Source organism: Delftia sp. PX-1 (assembly GCF_055797465.1).
In genome coordinates this window covers 4,120,445-4,135,835 of sequence record NZ_CP184763.1, presented here as the reverse complement: position 1 = coordinate 4,135,835, position 15,391 = coordinate 4,120,445, and the positions used below count along the sequence as shown (strand labels likewise).

At 67.6% G+C, this 15,391-nt stretch carries 18 protein-coding genes; 9 read left to right on the top strand and 9 right to left on the bottom strand.

Annotated features, from left to right (window positions below; all coding sequences use genetic code 11):
- Window positions 1-21 precede the first annotated feature (21 nt).
- The 4 genes from ACN20X_RS18970 to ACN20X_RS18955 all read left to right on the top strand — a co-directional run bounded on the left by ACN20X_RS18970 (window position 22) and on the right by ACN20X_RS18955 (window position 4,277).
- Window positions 22-1,251, top strand: a complete 1,230-nt coding sequence (locus ACN20X_RS18970; RefSeq protein WP_016447158.1) for a PLP-dependent transferase — start codon at window positions 22-24, stop codon at window positions 1,249-1,251.
- Window positions 1,252-1,349: 98 nt separating this feature from the next.
- Entirely contained in the window at window positions 1,350-3,101 is a 1,752-nt protein-coding gene (locus tag ACN20X_RS18965; RefSeq protein WP_047327362.1) for an alkaline phosphatase D family protein, read from the top strand.
- 116 nt (window positions 3,102-3,217) lie between these two features.
- The gene (locus ACN20X_RS18960) at window positions 3,218-4,027 is read left to right on the top strand and encodes a DUF2189 domain-containing protein (RefSeq protein WP_473209736.1); all 810 of its coding nucleotides are present in this window, start codon (window positions 3,218-3,220) and stop codon (window positions 4,025-4,027) included.
- Window positions 4,028-4,091: 64 nt separating this feature from the next.
- Window positions 4,092-4,277: a hypothetical protein gene (locus ACN20X_RS18955; RefSeq protein WP_016447155.1), complete on the top strand. Its 186-nt coding sequence runs from the start codon at window positions 4,092-4,094 to the stop codon at window positions 4,275-4,277.
- Between the two features lie 19 nt (window positions 4,278-4,296).
- On the opposite strand, the gene ACN20X_RS18950 is transcribed toward ACN20X_RS18955, so the two are convergent.
- Window positions 4,297-4,962 (bottom strand): arylesterase, encoded by a 666-nt coding sequence (locus ACN20X_RS18950; RefSeq protein WP_016447154.1) that lies wholly within the window; start codon window positions 4,960-4,962, stop codon window positions 4,297-4,299.
- 16 nt (window positions 4,963-4,978) lie between these two features.
- Here ACN20X_RS18950 and ACN20X_RS18945 point away from each other — a divergent pair, with 16 nt between their 5' ends.
- Window positions 4,979-5,689 carry an ABC transporter ATP-binding protein gene (locus ACN20X_RS18945; RefSeq protein ID WP_017403911.1) on the top strand — a complete coding sequence of 237 codons (711 nt, stop codon included), beginning with the start codon at window positions 4,979-4,981 and terminating at the stop codon, window positions 5,687-5,689.
- Window positions 5,690-5,691: 2 nt separating this feature from the next.
- Here ACN20X_RS18945 and sstT read toward each other — a convergent pair whose 3' ends face one another.
- Window positions 5,692-6,915, bottom strand: a complete 1,224-nt coding sequence (sstT, locus tag ACN20X_RS18940; protein WP_016447152.1) for a serine/threonine transporter SstT — start codon at window positions 6,913-6,915, stop codon at window positions 5,692-5,694.
- A gap of 215 nt (window positions 6,916-7,130) precedes the next feature.
- Between sstT and rlmB the strand changes: the two genes are divergently transcribed.
- Window positions 7,131-7,922 (top strand): 23S rRNA (guanosine(2251)-2'-O)-methyltransferase RlmB, encoded by a 792-nt coding sequence (gene rlmB, locus ACN20X_RS18935; protein WP_473209735.1) that lies wholly within the window; start codon window positions 7,131-7,133, stop codon window positions 7,920-7,922.
- On the opposite strand, the gene ACN20X_RS18930 is transcribed toward rlmB, so the two are convergent.
- The 5 genes from ACN20X_RS18930 to ACN20X_RS18910 form a co-directional block, all read right to left on the bottom strand.
- A complete protein-coding gene (locus tag ACN20X_RS18930) occupies window positions 7,919-8,296 on the bottom strand; it encodes a DUF1428 domain-containing protein (RefSeq protein WP_016447150.1) in 378 nt (125 codons plus the stop codon). The two genes, rlmB and ACN20X_RS18930, sit on opposite strands and share 4 nt — an antisense overlap.
- 25 nt (window positions 8,297-8,321) lie before the next feature.
- On the bottom strand, window positions 8,322-8,798 hold the full coding sequence (locus ACN20X_RS18925) for an SRPBCC family protein (protein ID WP_017403914.1): 477 nt from the start codon (window positions 8,796-8,798) through the stop codon (window positions 8,322-8,324).
- Between the two features lie 8 nt (window positions 8,799-8,806).
- The gene (locus ACN20X_RS18920) at window positions 8,807-9,190 is read right to left on the bottom strand and encodes a VOC family protein (protein ID WP_046988004.1); all 384 of its coding nucleotides are present in this window, start codon (window positions 9,188-9,190) and stop codon (window positions 8,807-8,809) included.
- A 47-nt stretch (window positions 9,191-9,237) separates the two neighbouring features.
- Window positions 9,238-9,660 (bottom strand): VOC family protein, encoded by a 423-nt coding sequence (locus ACN20X_RS18915; protein WP_017403916.1) that lies wholly within the window; start codon window positions 9,658-9,660, stop codon window positions 9,238-9,240.
- Window positions 9,661-9,741: 81 nt separating this feature from the next.
- Window positions 9,742-10,245: a VOC family protein gene (locus ACN20X_RS18910; RefSeq protein ID WP_047327360.1), complete on the bottom strand. Its 504-nt coding sequence runs from the start codon at window positions 10,243-10,245 to the stop codon at window positions 9,742-9,744.
- Window positions 10,246-10,467: 222 nt separating this feature from the next.
- On the opposite strand from ACN20X_RS18910, the gene ACN20X_RS18905 reads away from it, so the two are divergent.
- The gene (locus ACN20X_RS18905) at window positions 10,468-11,106 is read left to right on the top strand and encodes a TetR/AcrR family transcriptional regulator (RefSeq protein WP_016447146.1); all 639 of its coding nucleotides are present in this window, start codon (window positions 10,468-10,470) and stop codon (window positions 11,104-11,106) included.
- Between the two features lie 59 nt (window positions 11,107-11,165).
- Entirely contained in the window at window positions 11,166-11,945 is a 780-nt protein-coding gene (locus ACN20X_RS18900) for an SIR2 family NAD-dependent protein deacylase (RefSeq protein ID WP_473209734.1), read from the top strand.
- A 111-nt stretch (window positions 11,946-12,056) separates the two neighbouring features.
- Here the strand turns inward: ACN20X_RS18900 and ACN20X_RS18895 are convergent, their stop codons facing one another.
- Entirely contained in the window at window positions 12,057-12,665 is a 609-nt protein-coding gene (locus ACN20X_RS18895) for a chromate transporter (protein ID WP_016447144.1), read from the bottom strand.
- Window positions 12,662-13,273, bottom strand: coding sequence for a chromate transporter (locus ACN20X_RS18890; protein WP_473209733.1), 612 nt, complete (start codon window positions 13,271-13,273; stop codon window positions 12,662-12,664). The genes ACN20X_RS18895 and ACN20X_RS18890 overlap by 4 nt, the downstream gene beginning before the upstream one ends.
- Window positions 13,274-13,557: 284 nt before the next feature.
- Between ACN20X_RS18890 and ACN20X_RS18885 the strand changes: the two genes are divergently transcribed.
- Window positions 13,558-15,378: an ABC transporter ATP-binding protein/permease gene (locus ACN20X_RS18885; RefSeq protein WP_061288116.1), complete on the top strand. Its 1,821-nt coding sequence runs from the start codon at window positions 13,558-13,560 to the stop codon at window positions 15,376-15,378.
- The last annotated feature ends 13 nt before the right edge of the window (window positions 15,379-15,391 follow it).

Below are 15,391 nucleotides of genomic sequence, written 5' to 3'. Positions count from 1 at the left end.
CCAGCGCATAAGATGCGCTGCATGAGCACACCCGACCTGCAGATCAGCACCCATCTCATCCACCATCCCTACCAGCCGCCCGAGGGCTTTGTTGCGCCGCAGCCGCCCGTGCACAAGGCCTCGACGGTGATCTTCGAGAACGTGGCGGCCATGCGCCGCCGCCAGTGGCTGGACAAGAGCAGCTATACCTACGGCCTGCACGGCACGCCCACCACCTTCTTGCTGGAAGAGCGCCTGAGCGCGCTGGAAGGCGGCCTGCAGTGCCTGCTGGTACCCAGCGGCCTGGCGGCCATCGCCACCACCTCCCTGGCCCTGCTGCGCACCGGCGACGAGATGCTGCTGCCCGACAACGCCTACGGTCCCAACAAGACCCTGAGCGAGGGCGAGCTGGCCCATTTCGGCGTGCGCCACCAGTGCTATGACGCCATGGATGTTGCCGACCTCGAAGCCAAAATCACGCCCAAGACGCGGCTGGTCTGGCTGGAGGCGCCGGGCTCGGTGACCATGGAGTTCCCCGACCTCATCGCCATGGTGAGCCTGTGCCGCGAGCGGGGCATCACCACCGTGCTGGACAACACCTGGGGCGCGGGCCTGGCCTTCAATCCCTTCGATCTGCTGGCCGATGGAACGCACAGCCTGGGCGTGGATGCCACCGTGCATGCGCTGACCAAGTACCCCAGCGGCGGTGGCGACGTGCTCATGGGCAGCATCATCACGCGCGACCAGGCGCTGCACATGCGCATCAAGCTGGCGCACATGCGCCTGGGCCTGGGCGTGGGCGGCAACGACACCGAGGCCGTGCTGCGCTCCCTGCCCAGCATCGCGCTGCGCTACCACGCCCAGGACCGCGCCGCGCGCGAGCTGGCGCGCTGGCTGCAGCAGCAGCCGGCCGTGGCCCAGGTGCTGCACCCGGCGCTGGAAGGCGCTCCGGGCCACGAGAACTGGAAGGCGCTGTGTGGCGCAGCCGCAGGCGGCGAGGGCGTGGCCGCCGGCCTGTTCAGCGTGGTCATCGATCCGCGCCACGGCCAGCAGGCCGTGGACCGCTTCTGCGACAGCCTGCGCCTGTTCAAGATCGGCTACAGCTGGGGCGGTCCCATCAGCCTGGTCGTGCCCTATGAGCTGTCGTCCATGCGCAGCTGCCCCACGCCCCAGCTGCGCAGCGGCACCGTGGTGCGCTTTGCCATCGGCCTGGAAGCGGTGCAGGACCTGCGTGCCGACCTGGAGCAGGCCCTGGCCGCCGCGTTTGCATAGTTGAGCGCCAGGCGCAGGTGACATCTGCCTGTCACCTGCGCCGCCGATGCTCGCTGGCTTCATACCACCCCACGGAGGCCTTCGGGCCCCGGTCCAGCATGAAGCACAAAGAGAGCATCACCAACATCCTGCAGCAGGCGAAAGCCGGCTCCCGCGAATCCGGCCTCGTGGCCAGCCGCCGCCATTTCGTGCGCGGCATGGGCGCCTCGGCCCTGGCGCTGCCACTGGCTGGCTGCGGCGGGTCGGATGGCGACAGCCGCATTCCCGTCGAGTTCCGCCACGGCGTGGCCAGCGGCGACCCGTTGAGTGACCGCGTCATCCTCTGGACCCGCGTGACGCCGCCGCAGGGCCATTCCAGCGACATCGAGGTGGAGTGGGAAGTGGCATCGGACGCCGACTTCAAGACCCTCGTGACTTCGGGCAAGGCCATGGCGCGCGCCACCCAGGATTTCACCTTCAAGGCCGATGCCACGGGCCTCAGGCCCGCCACGCGCTACCACTACCGCTTTCGCTGCCAGGGCATGACCAGCGCCACGGGCCGCACGCGAACCCTGCCCGTGGGCGCCGTGCAGCAGGTCAAGCTGGCCGTGTTTTCCTGCGCCAACTACCCGGCCGGCTACTTCAATGTCTACGCGCATGCGGCGCGCCAGGGCGACCTGGACGCCACCGTGCATCTGGGCGACTACATCTACGAATATGCGCGCGGCGGCTATGCCAACGGCAAGGCCGAAGCCATGCAGCGCCAGAGCCTGCCGGCCAACGAAATCGTCAGCCTGGCCGACTACCGCCAGCGCCATGCCCAGTACAAGAGCGATGCCGACCTGCAGGCCCTGCATGCGGCAGCGCCCATGATTGCGGTCTGGGACGACCACGAAGTCTCCAATGACACCTGGATGCACGGCGCCGAGAACCACCAGCCGGCCACCGAAGGCGACTTCGAGCTGCGCAAGGTGGCCGCGCTCAAGGCCTATCACGAGTGGATGCCCACGCGCAACGCGCAGCCCGAGATCATCTACCGCAGCTTCGCCTTCGGCGACCTGCTGGCGCTGCACATGCTGGACACGCGCGTCATCGGCCGTGACGAACAGCTGGACTACGCCGACTATTTCACGGCACAGGGGCTGGACGCGGCGCGCTTTTCCTCCGACATGGCCAATCCCGCACGCCAGCTCATGGGCGCCACGCAGACCCAGTGGCTTGGCCAGCAGATGGCGGCCTCGCAGGCCACCTGGCAGGTGCTGGGCCAGCAGGTGCTGATGGGGCGCATGGAGCTGCCGGCGCCCTTGCTGATGGACATCCTCAGCCCCGGCAGCGGTGTCTCGCTGCCGGCCTACGCGGCGCTGCTGGCCAAGGCCCAGGCCAACCCGGCCAGCCTGACGGCAGCGGAAAAGGCCATCCTGGCCCAGCCCAGCATTCCCTACAACCTCGATGCCTGGGACGGCTACGCCGTGGCTCGCGAGACCGTGCTGGCCACGGCGCGCAGCCTGGGCAAGAACCTGGTCGTGCTGGCCGGTGACACCCACAACGCCTGGGCCAGCGAGCTGCGCGACCGCAGCGGGCAGGGCGTGGGCGTGGAGTTCGCCACCTCGTCCGTCAGCTCGCCCGGCTTCGAGGACTACCTGCCCGGCCAGGATCCGGCCCAGTTGCGTGGCGCGCTGCTGCAGTTCATCAACACGCTCAAGTACTGCGATACCTCCCGCCGCGGCTACATGATCGTCACGGCAACCCCCCAGGCCTGCCAGGCCGAATGGATCTATGTGGATACGGTGTTCAGCCGCCAGTACCAGACCGTGCGGGACGCGGCCTGGAAGGTGCTGCCCGGCCAGCCGGGCAAGCTGGTGCAGGCCTGAGGGCGGACCGGGGTGCGGGTCTGCGCGGTCTGGGCGGGGGCCCTCGGTAGTTTCCGCCATGGCAGCGCGGCCATGGCTGCGCTAACTTGGGGCTCGCTGATCCAGGAGGTCCAGGCATGCAGGCATCCCCCGCTCCCGAGAAAGCTTCCGACCACCCGGCTGGCGCGCTGCAGGTGCAATCGCTGCGCATGGCCGATCCCTGGCGCTGGCTGGCGCTGGGCTGGCGCGATCTGCGGCGGGCGCCGGGCGTTGCGCTGTTCTATGGCCTGTGCTTCTGGGCCATGGCCCTGCTCATCGGCTGGGTGTTCCGTGCCAGCCCTGAATACAGCATGGCCATGGCCAGCGGCTGTCTGCTCATCGGCCCCTTCCTGGCCATGGGCCTGTACGACACCAGCCGCAGGCTGGAGCGGGGCTTGCCGACCCAACTGAGCAGCTCGCTGACCTGCTGGGACACGCAGATGGGCAGCATGGGCATGCTGGTCATGGTGCTGCTGGTGCTGGAGATGCTCTGGGCGCGCGCCTCCATGGTGGTGTTTGCCGTGTTCTTCGATACCGGCATGCCCACCACGGCCGGCATGCTGCAGGCCGTGACACGGCCGGAGAATTGGGAGTTCCTGGCGATCTACGTGCTGGTCGGCGGCGCCTTCGCGGCCCTGGTGTTCGCCAGCATGGTGGTGGCGCTGCCGGCCATGCTGGACCGGGGCAGCGATGCGCTGACGGCCTGCATCACCAGCATGCGCGTGGTCGGCCTCAACCTGGCCGTCATGCTGCAATGGGCCGCGATCATCACCGTGCTGGTGGCTGCTGCGCTGTGGTGGCACGGCGTGGGCCTGCTGCTGGTGGGGCCTTTGCTGGGCTGCGCCAGTTGGCATGCTTACCGCTGCAGCGTGGGTGAATCTGCCGACCCTGCGTCCCCCCTATCCTGAGGTTTTACGGCCGGGCCCCGTCTTGCGGCTACAGTGGGGCTTGCAACAACAGAGGAGTCCACCTGTGGCGACACCCAACTACGCCTATGAAAAACGCCAGCGCGAACTGGCCAAGAAGCAGAAGAAGCTTGAAAAGGAGAAGGCCAAGGCCGAAAGAAAACCCGACGACCATGAGGGCGGCGGTATGGCGGGTGAAGACCAGGCATCCCCCGCAGCGGCGCATTCCGGCGAGGAAGGCCGCAGCAGCTGACAGCCTGGCTGCCCTGTGCTCAGGGCAGCAGTTTGCTGAGCTGTGGCCAGACGTTGTCCAGCATGCGCGGCTGGGCCTTGGCCGTGGGGTGGATGCGGTCAGCCTGGAACCACTGGGCCGAGTCGGCCGCATCGCCTATACCGGCCAGCAGGAAGGGCACGAGCGGTACCTTCTGCTCCTGCGCCACCTTGGAGAACAATTGCTCGAACTGGCGCGTGTAGCCGCTGCCGTAGTTGGGAGGCACCTGCATGCCCACCAGCAGCACCTTGGCCCCGGCATCACGGGCCGCGCGTACCATGGCGTCCAGATTGCCCTGCGTGCTTTGCAGCGGCAAGCCGCGCAGCGCATCGTTGCCTCCCAATTCGATCACCACCACCGACGGCTTGTGCTGCTTGAGCAGGGCCGGCAGGCGCGAGCGGCCGCCCGAGGTGGTCTCGCCGCTCACGCTGGCGTTGACCAGCGGCACATTTTTCTGGCTCTCCTGCAGGCGCTTTTGCAGCAGCGCCACCCAGCCCGTTCCGCGGGCCAGACCGTACTCGGCACTCAGCGAATCGCCCAGTACCAGCAACGGGCCGGCGTCTGCAGCCCGGGCGGGCATGGCCGTCCAAGTACCCAGCAGACCGAAGGCCAAGCCGGCCGAGATAAAGTGGCGGCGTCGGCGCATTGCGCGCAGCTTGTCTTGCATCGTCTTCCCATCCTCCATGTCACAAAGCACTGCCCAGCCCCTGATCGAAGTCGAGCATGTCTTCAAGTCGGTCAGCGATTCGACCGGAACACTGGATATTCTGAGGGATATCGATCTGCGCTTCGCGGCAAGGGAAACCGTGGCCATTGTCGGTGCCTCGGGCTCGGGCAAGAGCACGCTGCTGTCCATACTCGCAGGCCTGGATACGCCCACGCGCGGCACGGTGCGGCTGCAGGGCCAGGACATGTTTGCGCTGGACGAGGATGCGCGCGCTGCCGTGCGTGCGCAGAAGCTGGGCTTTGTCTTCCAGAGCTTCCAGCTGCTGGGCAATCTGACGGCGCTGGAGAACGTGATGCTGCCGCTGGAGCTGGCCGGCAGCCGCGACGCCCGCCGCCGCGCCACCGAAATGCTGGAGCGCGTGGGGCTGGGCCAGCGCCTGGGCCACTATCCCAAGCTGCTGTCGGGCGGTGAGCAGCAGCGCGTGGCGCTGGCCCGCGCCTTTGTGGTCGAGCCCGCCGTGCTGCTGGCCGACGAGCCCACGGGCAGCCTGGACTTTGCGACCGGCGAAACCATCATGGAGCTGATGTTCGCGCTCAACCGTGAGCGCGGCACCACGTTGGTCATGGTCACGCATGACCGAGCCATCGCCGCGCGCTGCGAGCGGCGCGTGACCATCGAGGCCGGCCGCGTCGCCAGCATCGAAGAGGGGCAGGCGCTGGCGGCTTGATCTCAGGCGGCGACAGCTTCGCGCCGCCCGGCCGCCTCGCAGGCCGCGGCCGTGAAGATCACGTCCGTGGAGGAGTTGAGTGCGGTTTCGGCCGAGTCCTGGATCACGCCGATCACAAAGCCCACGCCCACCACCTGCATGGCCAGATCGTTGGAGATGCCGAACAGGCTGCAGGCCAGCGGAATCAGCAGCAGCGAGCCACCGGCCACGCCCGAGGCGCCGCAGGCGCACACCGCGGACACCACGCACAGCAAGATGGCGGTCAGCAGATCGACCTGGATGCCCAGGGTATGGGCCGCAGCCAGGGAGAGCACGCTGATGGTGACGGCGGCGCCGGCCATGTTGATGGTGGCGCCCAGCGGGATGGAGACGCTGTAGGTGTCCTCATCTAGGCCCAGGCGCTTGGCCAGCGCCAGGTTCACCGGGATGTTGGCGGCCGAGCTGCGCGTGAAGAAGGCCGTGACCGCGCTCTCGCGCAGGCAGGTCAGCACCAGGGGATAGGGATTGCGGCGCGTCTGCGTCCAGACGATGAACGGATTGACCACCAGGGCCACGAAGAGCATGCAGCCCAGCAGCACGGCCAGCAGGTGGGCATAGTCCAGCAGCTTTTCCAGGCCCGACTGGGCAAAGGTGCCCGCCACCAGGCCGAAGATGCCCAGCGGCGCCAGGCGGATCACGCCCTGGATCACGCGGGTGATGGCCTGGCCCAGGTCATGCATCACGGCGCGCGTGGTCTCAGAGGCGTGGCGCAGGGCCAGGCCCATGGCCACTGCCCAGGCAAGGATGCCGATGTAGTTGGCATTCATCAGCGCGCGTACCGGGTTGTCGAAGGCGCTTTGCACCAGGGCCATCAGCACTTCACCAATGCGCCCAGGCGCGCCCTGGGCGGGGGCGGCGTCCTTGAACTGGATGGTGGACGGGAAGGCCATGCTGGCCACCACGGCCACCACGGCCGCGGCAAAGGTGCCCAGCACATACAGCCACAGGATGGGCCGTATCTGCGTGGCGTGGCCGGGCCGGTGGTTGCTGGTGGCCGAGACCACCAGCAGCAGCACCAGGACAGGGGCAACGGCCTTGAGGGCGGAGATGAACAGCGTCCCCAGCAGGGATACGGACTGGGCGGCCTCGGGCCAGAGCCAGGCCAACAGGCCGCCGGCGACCAGACTGATGGCGATCTGGCCCACCAGGCTGGTGCGGGCAAGCCAGGCAAGAAAGGCTTTGAGCATGATGGTTGAGAAAGAAATGGAAAAACAGGGCGATGAAAAATGCAAAGCGGCATGCCCGTGGCTTCGGTGCATGCCGCAATGAGAGGGGCCCGCTGGAAAGCGGCCAACCCGCGCAGTGTAGCGGCTACGTAAAAACCACAGGAGCCGTTGCGTGCAGACGGGCTTCGTCCGGCGGGTGCCGGGGCTGCGCCCAATTGGCGGGATAATCGCGCCCCATGTCGTCCCCCAAAGTTCTCTTCGGCTTCCACGCCGTCGGCGTGCGCATGAAGACCGCGCCCCAATCCATCATCGAGGTCTACTACGAGGCCACGCGCCGTGATGCGCGCATGCGCCAGTTCCTCGACCGCGCCAAGTCGGCCGGCGTCCGGCTGATCGAGGCCGACGGTGAACGCCTGGCCAAGCTCGCCGGCAGCCACGGCCACCAGGGCGTGGCCGCGCGCGTGGAGGCGGTGGCACAGGTGCATTCGCTGGATGAACTGCTGGAGCAGCTGGAGGCCGATGGCGTCAGCAACCCGCTGCTGCTGGTGCTGGACGGCGTGACCGATCCGCACAACCTCGGCGCCTGCCTGCGCGTGGCCGATGGCGCAGGCGCCCATGCGGTGATTGCCCCCAAGGACCATGCGGTGGGCGTGAACGCCACCGTGGCCAAGGTGGCCAGCGGCGCGGCCGAGACCGTGCCCTATTTCATGGTCACCAATCTGGCGCGCACGCTCAACGAGCTCAAGGAGCGCGACATCTGGATCATCGGCACCAGCGACGATGCGCCCAAGACCCTGTACGAGGTGGACCTCAAGGGCCCCACGGCCCTGGTGCTGGGCGCAGAAGGCGACGGCATGCGCCAGCTCACGCGCAAGACCTGCGACGAGCTGATCGGCATTCCCATGATGGGTGCCGTCTCCAGCCTCAATGTGTCCGTGGCCAGCGGCGTGTGCCTGTACGAGGCGCTGCGCCAGCGCGGCCTGGGCACCACGCCTGCCGTATCCGCCACCCCGGCCGACCAGATCTAGGCTGGCGCGCCGTCGGCGCCCAGCTCCACCACGCTCTCGAAGCCGCCCCAGAACATGCGCTTGGCGTCGAAGGGCATGGTGGCCGGGTCCATGGAGGCAATGCGCGGGTCCTTCATGACGGCGGCATTGATGCGGTCGCGCTCCGCGCGCGAGGCATAGACGATCCATGAAAAGAACACGATCTCGCCTTCCTTGAGCTGCACGGCCTGGGGAAACGAGGTCAGCTTGCCCATGGGCACGTCGTCGCCCGCGCATTCCCAGTACTGCAGCGCGCCGTATTCCATCCAGACCTTGCCTGCGGCCTCGGCCACCTCGCGGTAGGCCTGCAGGTTGGCCCGGGGAACGGGCAGTACGAATCCGTCGATGTAGTGCATGGTGCTCTCCTGGTGAAAACCGGCGTCAGAGCCGGGCTGCGAGTTCCGCCAACTGGTCTGCGCACTGGCCCCAGCCGCTGTGAAAGCCCATGGCCTCGTGCTGGGCGCGGTCGGCGGCATTCCAATGGCGCACCCGGGCGGTATAGCGGGTCTGGCTGCCTTCGGGGTCGAAGGTGACGATGCCCGTCATGAAGGGCTTGTCGGCTGGCACCCAGCCTTGGGTGAAGGCGTCGGTGAAGACCAGGCGCCGGTTGGGAATGACTTCCAGGTAGACACCGCTGCCGGGCATCTCCTGGCCTTCGGGGCTGCGCATGACGATGAGGCTGTGGCCGCCGGGCCGCACGTCGTTGTCCACCCGGGCCACGCTCCAGGGGCTGGGTGCAAACCATTGCTGGATCAGCGCCGGCTCGGTCCAGCAGCGGTAGAGCCTGTCGGCGGGGATGTCGAACAGGCGCGTGAGCACCAGGTCGTTGGCGTGTTCGGGAAGGTCTTGTGCTGTCATGGTGCTCCTCATTGCATGGAGTGCAGGCCGATGCGGTTGCCCTCGGTGTCCACCACGACGGCGCAGTGGCCGTGGGGGCCGATGGAGAATTTGGCCTGCTCGATGCGCCCGCCTGCGGCCTCGACGCGGCCCTGTTCTATGGCGCAGTCCTCGCAGCCGAAATAGACCAGCGTGCCGCCGCCGCCGGAAGGTGCGCCGTCCATCCGCACCAGCATTCCGCTCGCGCCGGGGCCTGTCATGTCCATCGGAAAGGACAGCATCTCCTGGCTGTCGGAGCCATCGGGCGCGGGCAGGTGCTCCAGCTTGCCCTGGAAGACGGTTTCATAGAACCGGCGCGCACGCGCCATGTCCTGCACATGGATCTCGAACCAGACGACGGGATTGGCGTTCATGAGGACTCCTTCGTGGGTGACAGAGGCAATGTGTCGGCCGGCCTTGTTCAGGCCTCGCCCTTGACGTTGACCATCCAGGGTGTGTTGAAGCGGTCCGTCACCATGCCAAAGCCCGGCGACCAGAACGTGGCCTGGAAGGGCATGGTCACCTTGCCGCCCTCGGCCAGCGCGTTGAAGATGCGGCCGCCTTCGGTGGCGTCGTCCACGCCGATCGAGATCCACATGCCCTGGGCCTGCTGGTAGCCGCCGCCACCGCAGTTGTCGGTGGCGTCCGAGGCCATCAGCGCCTGGTCCTTGACCTGCAGGTGGGCATGCATGATCAGGCGCTTGTCGGCCTCGGGCATCTGCTCCATGCCCGGCGTCTCGCCAAAGGTGCTCTGGTGCACGATGGTGCCGCCGAACAGCCTGGCGTAGAAGGCGAAGGCCTCGGCGCAGTTGCCGTTGAAGTTCAGATAGGGGATGAATTGCATGGAACGCTCCTGGGAGGGACGGTGGCGAGGGGAGTGGAGGAACGGGAGGACGGGACGACGGGAGGAGGGGACCAGGAGGCTTCAGCCGCCGTCATGCGCGCGCTCAAGAGCGGCGATGTCCAGCTTTTGCATGCCCAGCAGGGCCTGCATCACGCGCTGGGCGGCGGCCATGTCGGGGCCTCCCATCCAGTTCGCCATCTGGGACGGAACGATTTGCCACGACAGGCCATGGCGGTCCTTGAGCCAGCCGCATTGACGCGCCGCCGGGTCGCCGCCCTCGGACAGGGCGCCCCAGTAGTGGTCTATCTCGTCCTGTGTATCGCAACTGACCATCAGCGAGACGGCCTCGTTGAAGCGGAACATGGGGCCGCCGTTGAGCGCCAGAAAGGGCTGGCCTTCCAGCTCGAATTGCACCGTCATCACGCTGCCCGCCGGCCTGCCGTGGATGTCGTGGCCTGCTTCGCCGTAGCGCGCAATGGCCGTGATGCGGGAATCGGGAAAGACTTCCGTATAGAAGCGCGCCGCCTGCTCGCCCTGGTTGTCGAACCAGAGGCAGGGCTGTATGCGGCCGGTGTGCAAAGCCATGCTTGTCTCCTTGGTGACGGTGATAACCGTTTTATGCCGTTCGATGCCGGCTTTTTATCGATTTCTGCCCGGCGTGTGTACGCCGTTCACATATGCTAGGGACTAAAATGGACGCTGTCCACATCAAGCGCTGTCAGCTTCGGTGTCAAGCTGTAAATCGGCGGGGCAGGGCTGTCTTCCCTCTCGGGTGATGTGGCCACGCAGAAAAAAGGAAGCAAAACAGTGACGCAGCGACGTGTCAGGCGTGAGTCATATCACCATGGCGACCTGCGCCAGGCCCTGGTCGAGGCTGGCCTGGCGCTGGCGCGTGAAGGCGGTCCCCAGGCGATCGTGCTGCGCGAGGCCACGCGCCGGGCGGGCGTGGCGCCCAATGCAGCCTATCGTCACTTTGCCAACCGCCAGGCGCTGTTTGATGCCGTGCGCGCTGCGGCCCTGGGCGCACTGGCCGCAGCCATCGAGGCCGAAATGGCCCAGGCGCGCACCCTGCCCGATGTGCTGCAGCGCTCACGCGCGCTGCTGGCCGCTGTGGGGCGCGGCTATCTGGGCTTTGCCCAGACGGAGACCGGCTGGTTTCGCACGGCCTTTGCTTCGGTCGAGTACGACGTGGACCTGCCACCCGACACCACGCGTGCAGCGGCCATGGGACTGAACCCGTTCGAGCTGCTGGGCTATGCGCTGGACAGCATGGCCGAGGCCGGCGTGCTGCCTGCCGAGCGCCGGCCCCAGGCCGAGTTCCTGGCCTGGTCCGCGGTGCACGGCATGGCCTTGCTGGTGATAGACGGGCCGCTGCGCCACGCCACCGCCGAGCAGCGGCGCGCGCTGGCGCTGCGCCTGCTGGAGATGGTGGAAAAAGGCATTTGATGCGTGGCGGGGCGACACTGCCTCACAATGGCCTGCCATTTTTTTCCATCGCCGCCCCGATGCCCGACGAACATTCCCTTTCCTCGCCTTCCCCCGCCGAGCCTGAACTGGCCGGCCAGGGCGAGCTGCGCGACCGCATCGCGCGTGCAGCACATATCGCGGTGCTCACGGGCGCAGGCGTCAGCGCCGAATCCGGCGTACCCACCTTTCGCGACGACAAGAACAGCTACTGGGCACAGTTCAACCCGCAGGACATGGCCAGCGAGGCAGGCTTTCGCGCGCATCCGCAGCGCGTCTGGCAGTGGTATGCGCACCGGCGCGAAGCCGTGGCCGCGGTGCAGCCCAACGCCGGCCACCATGCGCTGGCGCAATGGGCCTTGCGCCACCCGGGCCGCATGACGCTGGTCACGCAGAACGTCGATGGCCTGCACCAGCGCGCAGGCAGCCCCGGCGTGCTGTGCCTGCATGGTGAGCTGATGCGGGACCGATGGCTGGAAAGGCCGCGCGCATGCTGCGATCTGGCCCAGGTGAAGCCGGGCGATCCGCCGCAGTGCGCCGTCTGCGGCAACCTGGTGCGCCCGGGCGTGGTCTGGTTCGGCGAGTCCCTGCCCATGGGCGTGTGGCAGGCCGCGGAGGCGGCGGTGCAGCACTGCGATGTGCTGCTGGTGGTGGGCACATCGGGCGCCGTGTACCCGGCTGCAGGGCTGGCGCGAATCGCACGCAGGGCGGGCGCACATGTGGCCGTCATCAATCCCGCACCGTCCGAGCTGGATGACGCGGCCCACCAATGCCTGCGCGGCCCGTCGGCACAGGTGCTGCCGCTGCTGCTGGGCGACTGAAGGCGGAGGGGCAGGCCGCCCGACGCGGCCCAGGGGGAGGGAAGGGGCTTGCGCCATGGCGGCTCCTTTTGACGCACAACCGGGGCAGTCCCCTCCCTCTCGCGCATCCGCTCAGATCCAGCCCAGCGCTCCCAGCGCCGCGCCGGCGCCCAGCAGCCACAGCAGGTGAATGCGCGTGCGCCAGACCAGCAGGGCGCAGACCAGGGTCAGCAGCCACAGGCGCCAATCCTGGGCGGGGCGGCCGCTGCCCGTGCCCAGCAGCCAGCCCGTGGCCAGCAGCAGGCCGATGACCAGAGGGCCCATGCCCTGCTTGAAGGCCCGCACGCCGCGCCGGTTCCTGTTGCGCTGGCCCCAGCGCGATGCCTGCCAGGCCAGCAGCGAACTGGGCAAGAGGATGCCGATCATGCAGATGGTCACGCCCAGTGCTCCAAAGGCCCAGGCCAGCAGGCCCGTGCCTCCGCCTGCGTTCAGGCCCAGGTTCCATCCCAGCAGGGCGATGAACAGCACATTGGGCCCGGGCGCCGCCTGGGCAATGGCGATGGAGGAGCTGAACTGCGCCTCACTGAGCCAGCCATGGCCATCGACCAGAAAACGGTGCATGTCGGGCGCCGTGGCAATGGCCCCGCCCACGGCCATCAGCGACAGCGTCAGGAAATACAGCAGCAACTGCAACCAGTCGGCGGGCTGCAGGCTCAGTGCAATCTGGTGGGCAGCATTCATGGCGTGAGCTTTCTCCAGGTCAGCACGCAGCCCGCGCCGCCGACCACCAGCAGCACCCAGGCCAGCGGAATGCGCATCACCGCCATGGCAATGAACGAGGCCAGCGCCAGGCCCGCGCTGCACCAGCGCCCCAGCGGGTGGCGGCTCAGCGTGCTGGCCAGCTTCAGGCCCATGCCCGCCACCAGGCCGGCTGCGACGGCGCCCATGCCGCGCAGCGCGCCGGCCACGGCGGGGTGCTCGGCCAGCTGGGAATAGATCACGGTCAGCGTCAGCACCAGCAGCATGGGAAAGCACAGCATGCCGCACACGGCCACCACGGCACCGCGCCAGCCGAAGTAGCGCTCGCCAATGGTGATGGACAGGTTGACCACATTGGGGCCGGGCATGATCTGGGCCACGGCCCAGTCCTCCACAAACTCTTCATTGGTCAGCCAGCGCTTTTTCTCGACCAGCTCGCGCTGTACCACGGCCAGCACACCGCCAAAGCCCTGCAGGGCCAGCCAGGTGAAGGACCAGAACAGATCGCGCAGATTGACGGGGGCGGGACGCCGGGCCGGCACATCGGCGGGGTCGTGTGGCGGGAGGGCCTGGGGCGGCGATGCGGGCATGTTCTGGCTTGTGTCTGAGCCGCCCGGGCAGGGCCCCGGGAGGGCATCGCTGTTGTCGTGGGGGAACCGCGCGAGCCGGTCCTGTCTTCGTGCGTGCCGCCGGGGCGGCACGCACGGAATGTTAATCCTGCGCAGCGGCCTTGTCGGCAGCGGCCCCATCGGCAAAGGCGATGGGGGCATTGCAAGCGCAGATGGCTTGCTGCCGGCATGCGCCCAGGCCTGCCCGCCGGCATGTCTGAACAGGAGTAGATTCTCTCCACCCACACAACCCGAGGATCTCCGACATGGACATGGATTGGAGCAAGGCGCTGCAGGAAAGCCTGGTCTGGCTGGCGGCGGCCTCAGTGATCACCGTCGTGGCTTTCGCGGCCGTGGCGCTGCTGGTGGTTCGATTCACCCGCTGGGGTCGGCAGTTCTGGCAGCTGGCCGGCCCGTTCCTGCACCCCAGAAACAGCTGGTGGCCGCTGCTGGTGTTCACGCTGCTGCTGGTGCTGGCCCTGGTCTCGGTGCGCATGAACGTGCTGTTTTCCTACTGGTACAACGGCTTCTACAGCGCGCTGCAGGAACTGGACCAGAAGGGCTTTTGGCGCTTCCTGGGTATCTTTGCGGTGCTGGCCACGGTCCACATCCTGCGCGAGCTGTTCAATTTCTATGTGAACCAGGCGTTTCGCATCCGCTGGCGGGTCTGGCTCAACGAGCGCGTGACCACCGACTGGATGCGCGGCGATGCCTACTATCGCAGCCACTTCCTGGACGAGCCGGTGGACAACCCCGACCAGCGCATCGAGCTGGATGTGAACACCTTTGTCTCGAACTCGCTGACCCTGGCGCTGGGTGCCGTCAGCGCGGTGGTCTCGCTGGTGGCGTTCACGGGCATTCTCTGGGGGCTGTCCGCGCCCATCGCGGTGGCGGGCGTGGAGGTTCCGCGGGCCATGGTGTTCGCGGTCTACCTCTATGTGATCGTCGCCACGCTGATCGCCTTTCGCCTGGGCCAGCCGCTGATCCGGCTGAACTTCCTGAACGAGAGGCTGACCGCCAACTTCCGCTACGCCCTGGTGCGCGTGCGCGAATATGCGGAGAACATCGCCTTCTACCAGGGCGCGGCCATCGAGCGCAACACGCTTTTGACGCGCTTTTCGGCGTTGATCGCCAATGTCTGGGCGCTGGTCTACCGCAGCCTGAAGTTCGACGGCTTCAACCTCACCGTCAACCAGGTGGCCGTGGTCTTTCCCTTTCTGCTGCAGGCGCCGCGCTTTTTCAGCGGTGCCATCAAGCTCGGTGATGTGATGCAGACCTCGCAGGCCTTCGGGCAGGTGCAGGATGCGCTGTCCTTCTTCCGAACCTCCTACGACACCTTCGCCCAGTACCGCGCCGCGCTGGACCGCCTGTGCGGCTTTCTGGATGCCAATGCCCAGACCCGCGAACTGCCCCAGGTCGTCCACAAAGATCAACCCGGCGCCCTGGACATCGAGGGTCTGCAGGTCAGCCGCCCGGACGGCCACCACCTGCTCAGCGGCCTGCAACTCAAGCTCATTCCCGGCCAGGCGCTGCTGATCAAGGGGCCTTCGGGCAGCGGCAAGACCACCTTGCTGCGGTCCATTGCCGGCCTGTGGCCGCATGCCCAGGGCACGGTGGGCCGCCCGGGCGGCCACCAGGCGCTGTTCCTGTCGCAGCGCCCGTATCTGCCGCTGGGGGACCTGCGCACGGCCATTGCCTATCCGATGGATGCTTCACCGCAGGACGACGAGCGCCTTCAACAGGCGCTGCGCCAGGTCAGCCTGGCCCATCTGGCCGACAAGCTGGATGTCAACCAGGATTGGTCCCGCATCCTGTCGATTGGCGAGCAGCAGCGCCTGGCCTTTGCGCGCGTGCTGTTCAACCGGCCCGCCATCGTCTTTCTCGATGAATCCACCTCGGCCATGGACGAGGGCCTGGAGCATGCGCTGTACACGCTGCTGCGCGAGCAGATGCGCTCGACCATGCTGGTGAGCGTGGGCCACCGCAGCACGCTGGCGGGTTTCCATACCCACGCGCTGGCGGTCAATGGCAATGGCGGGTGGACGCTGTCGGAAGTAAGCGCACCGCAGAGCGCGCCCCAGGATTGATCCGCGTGCGGCC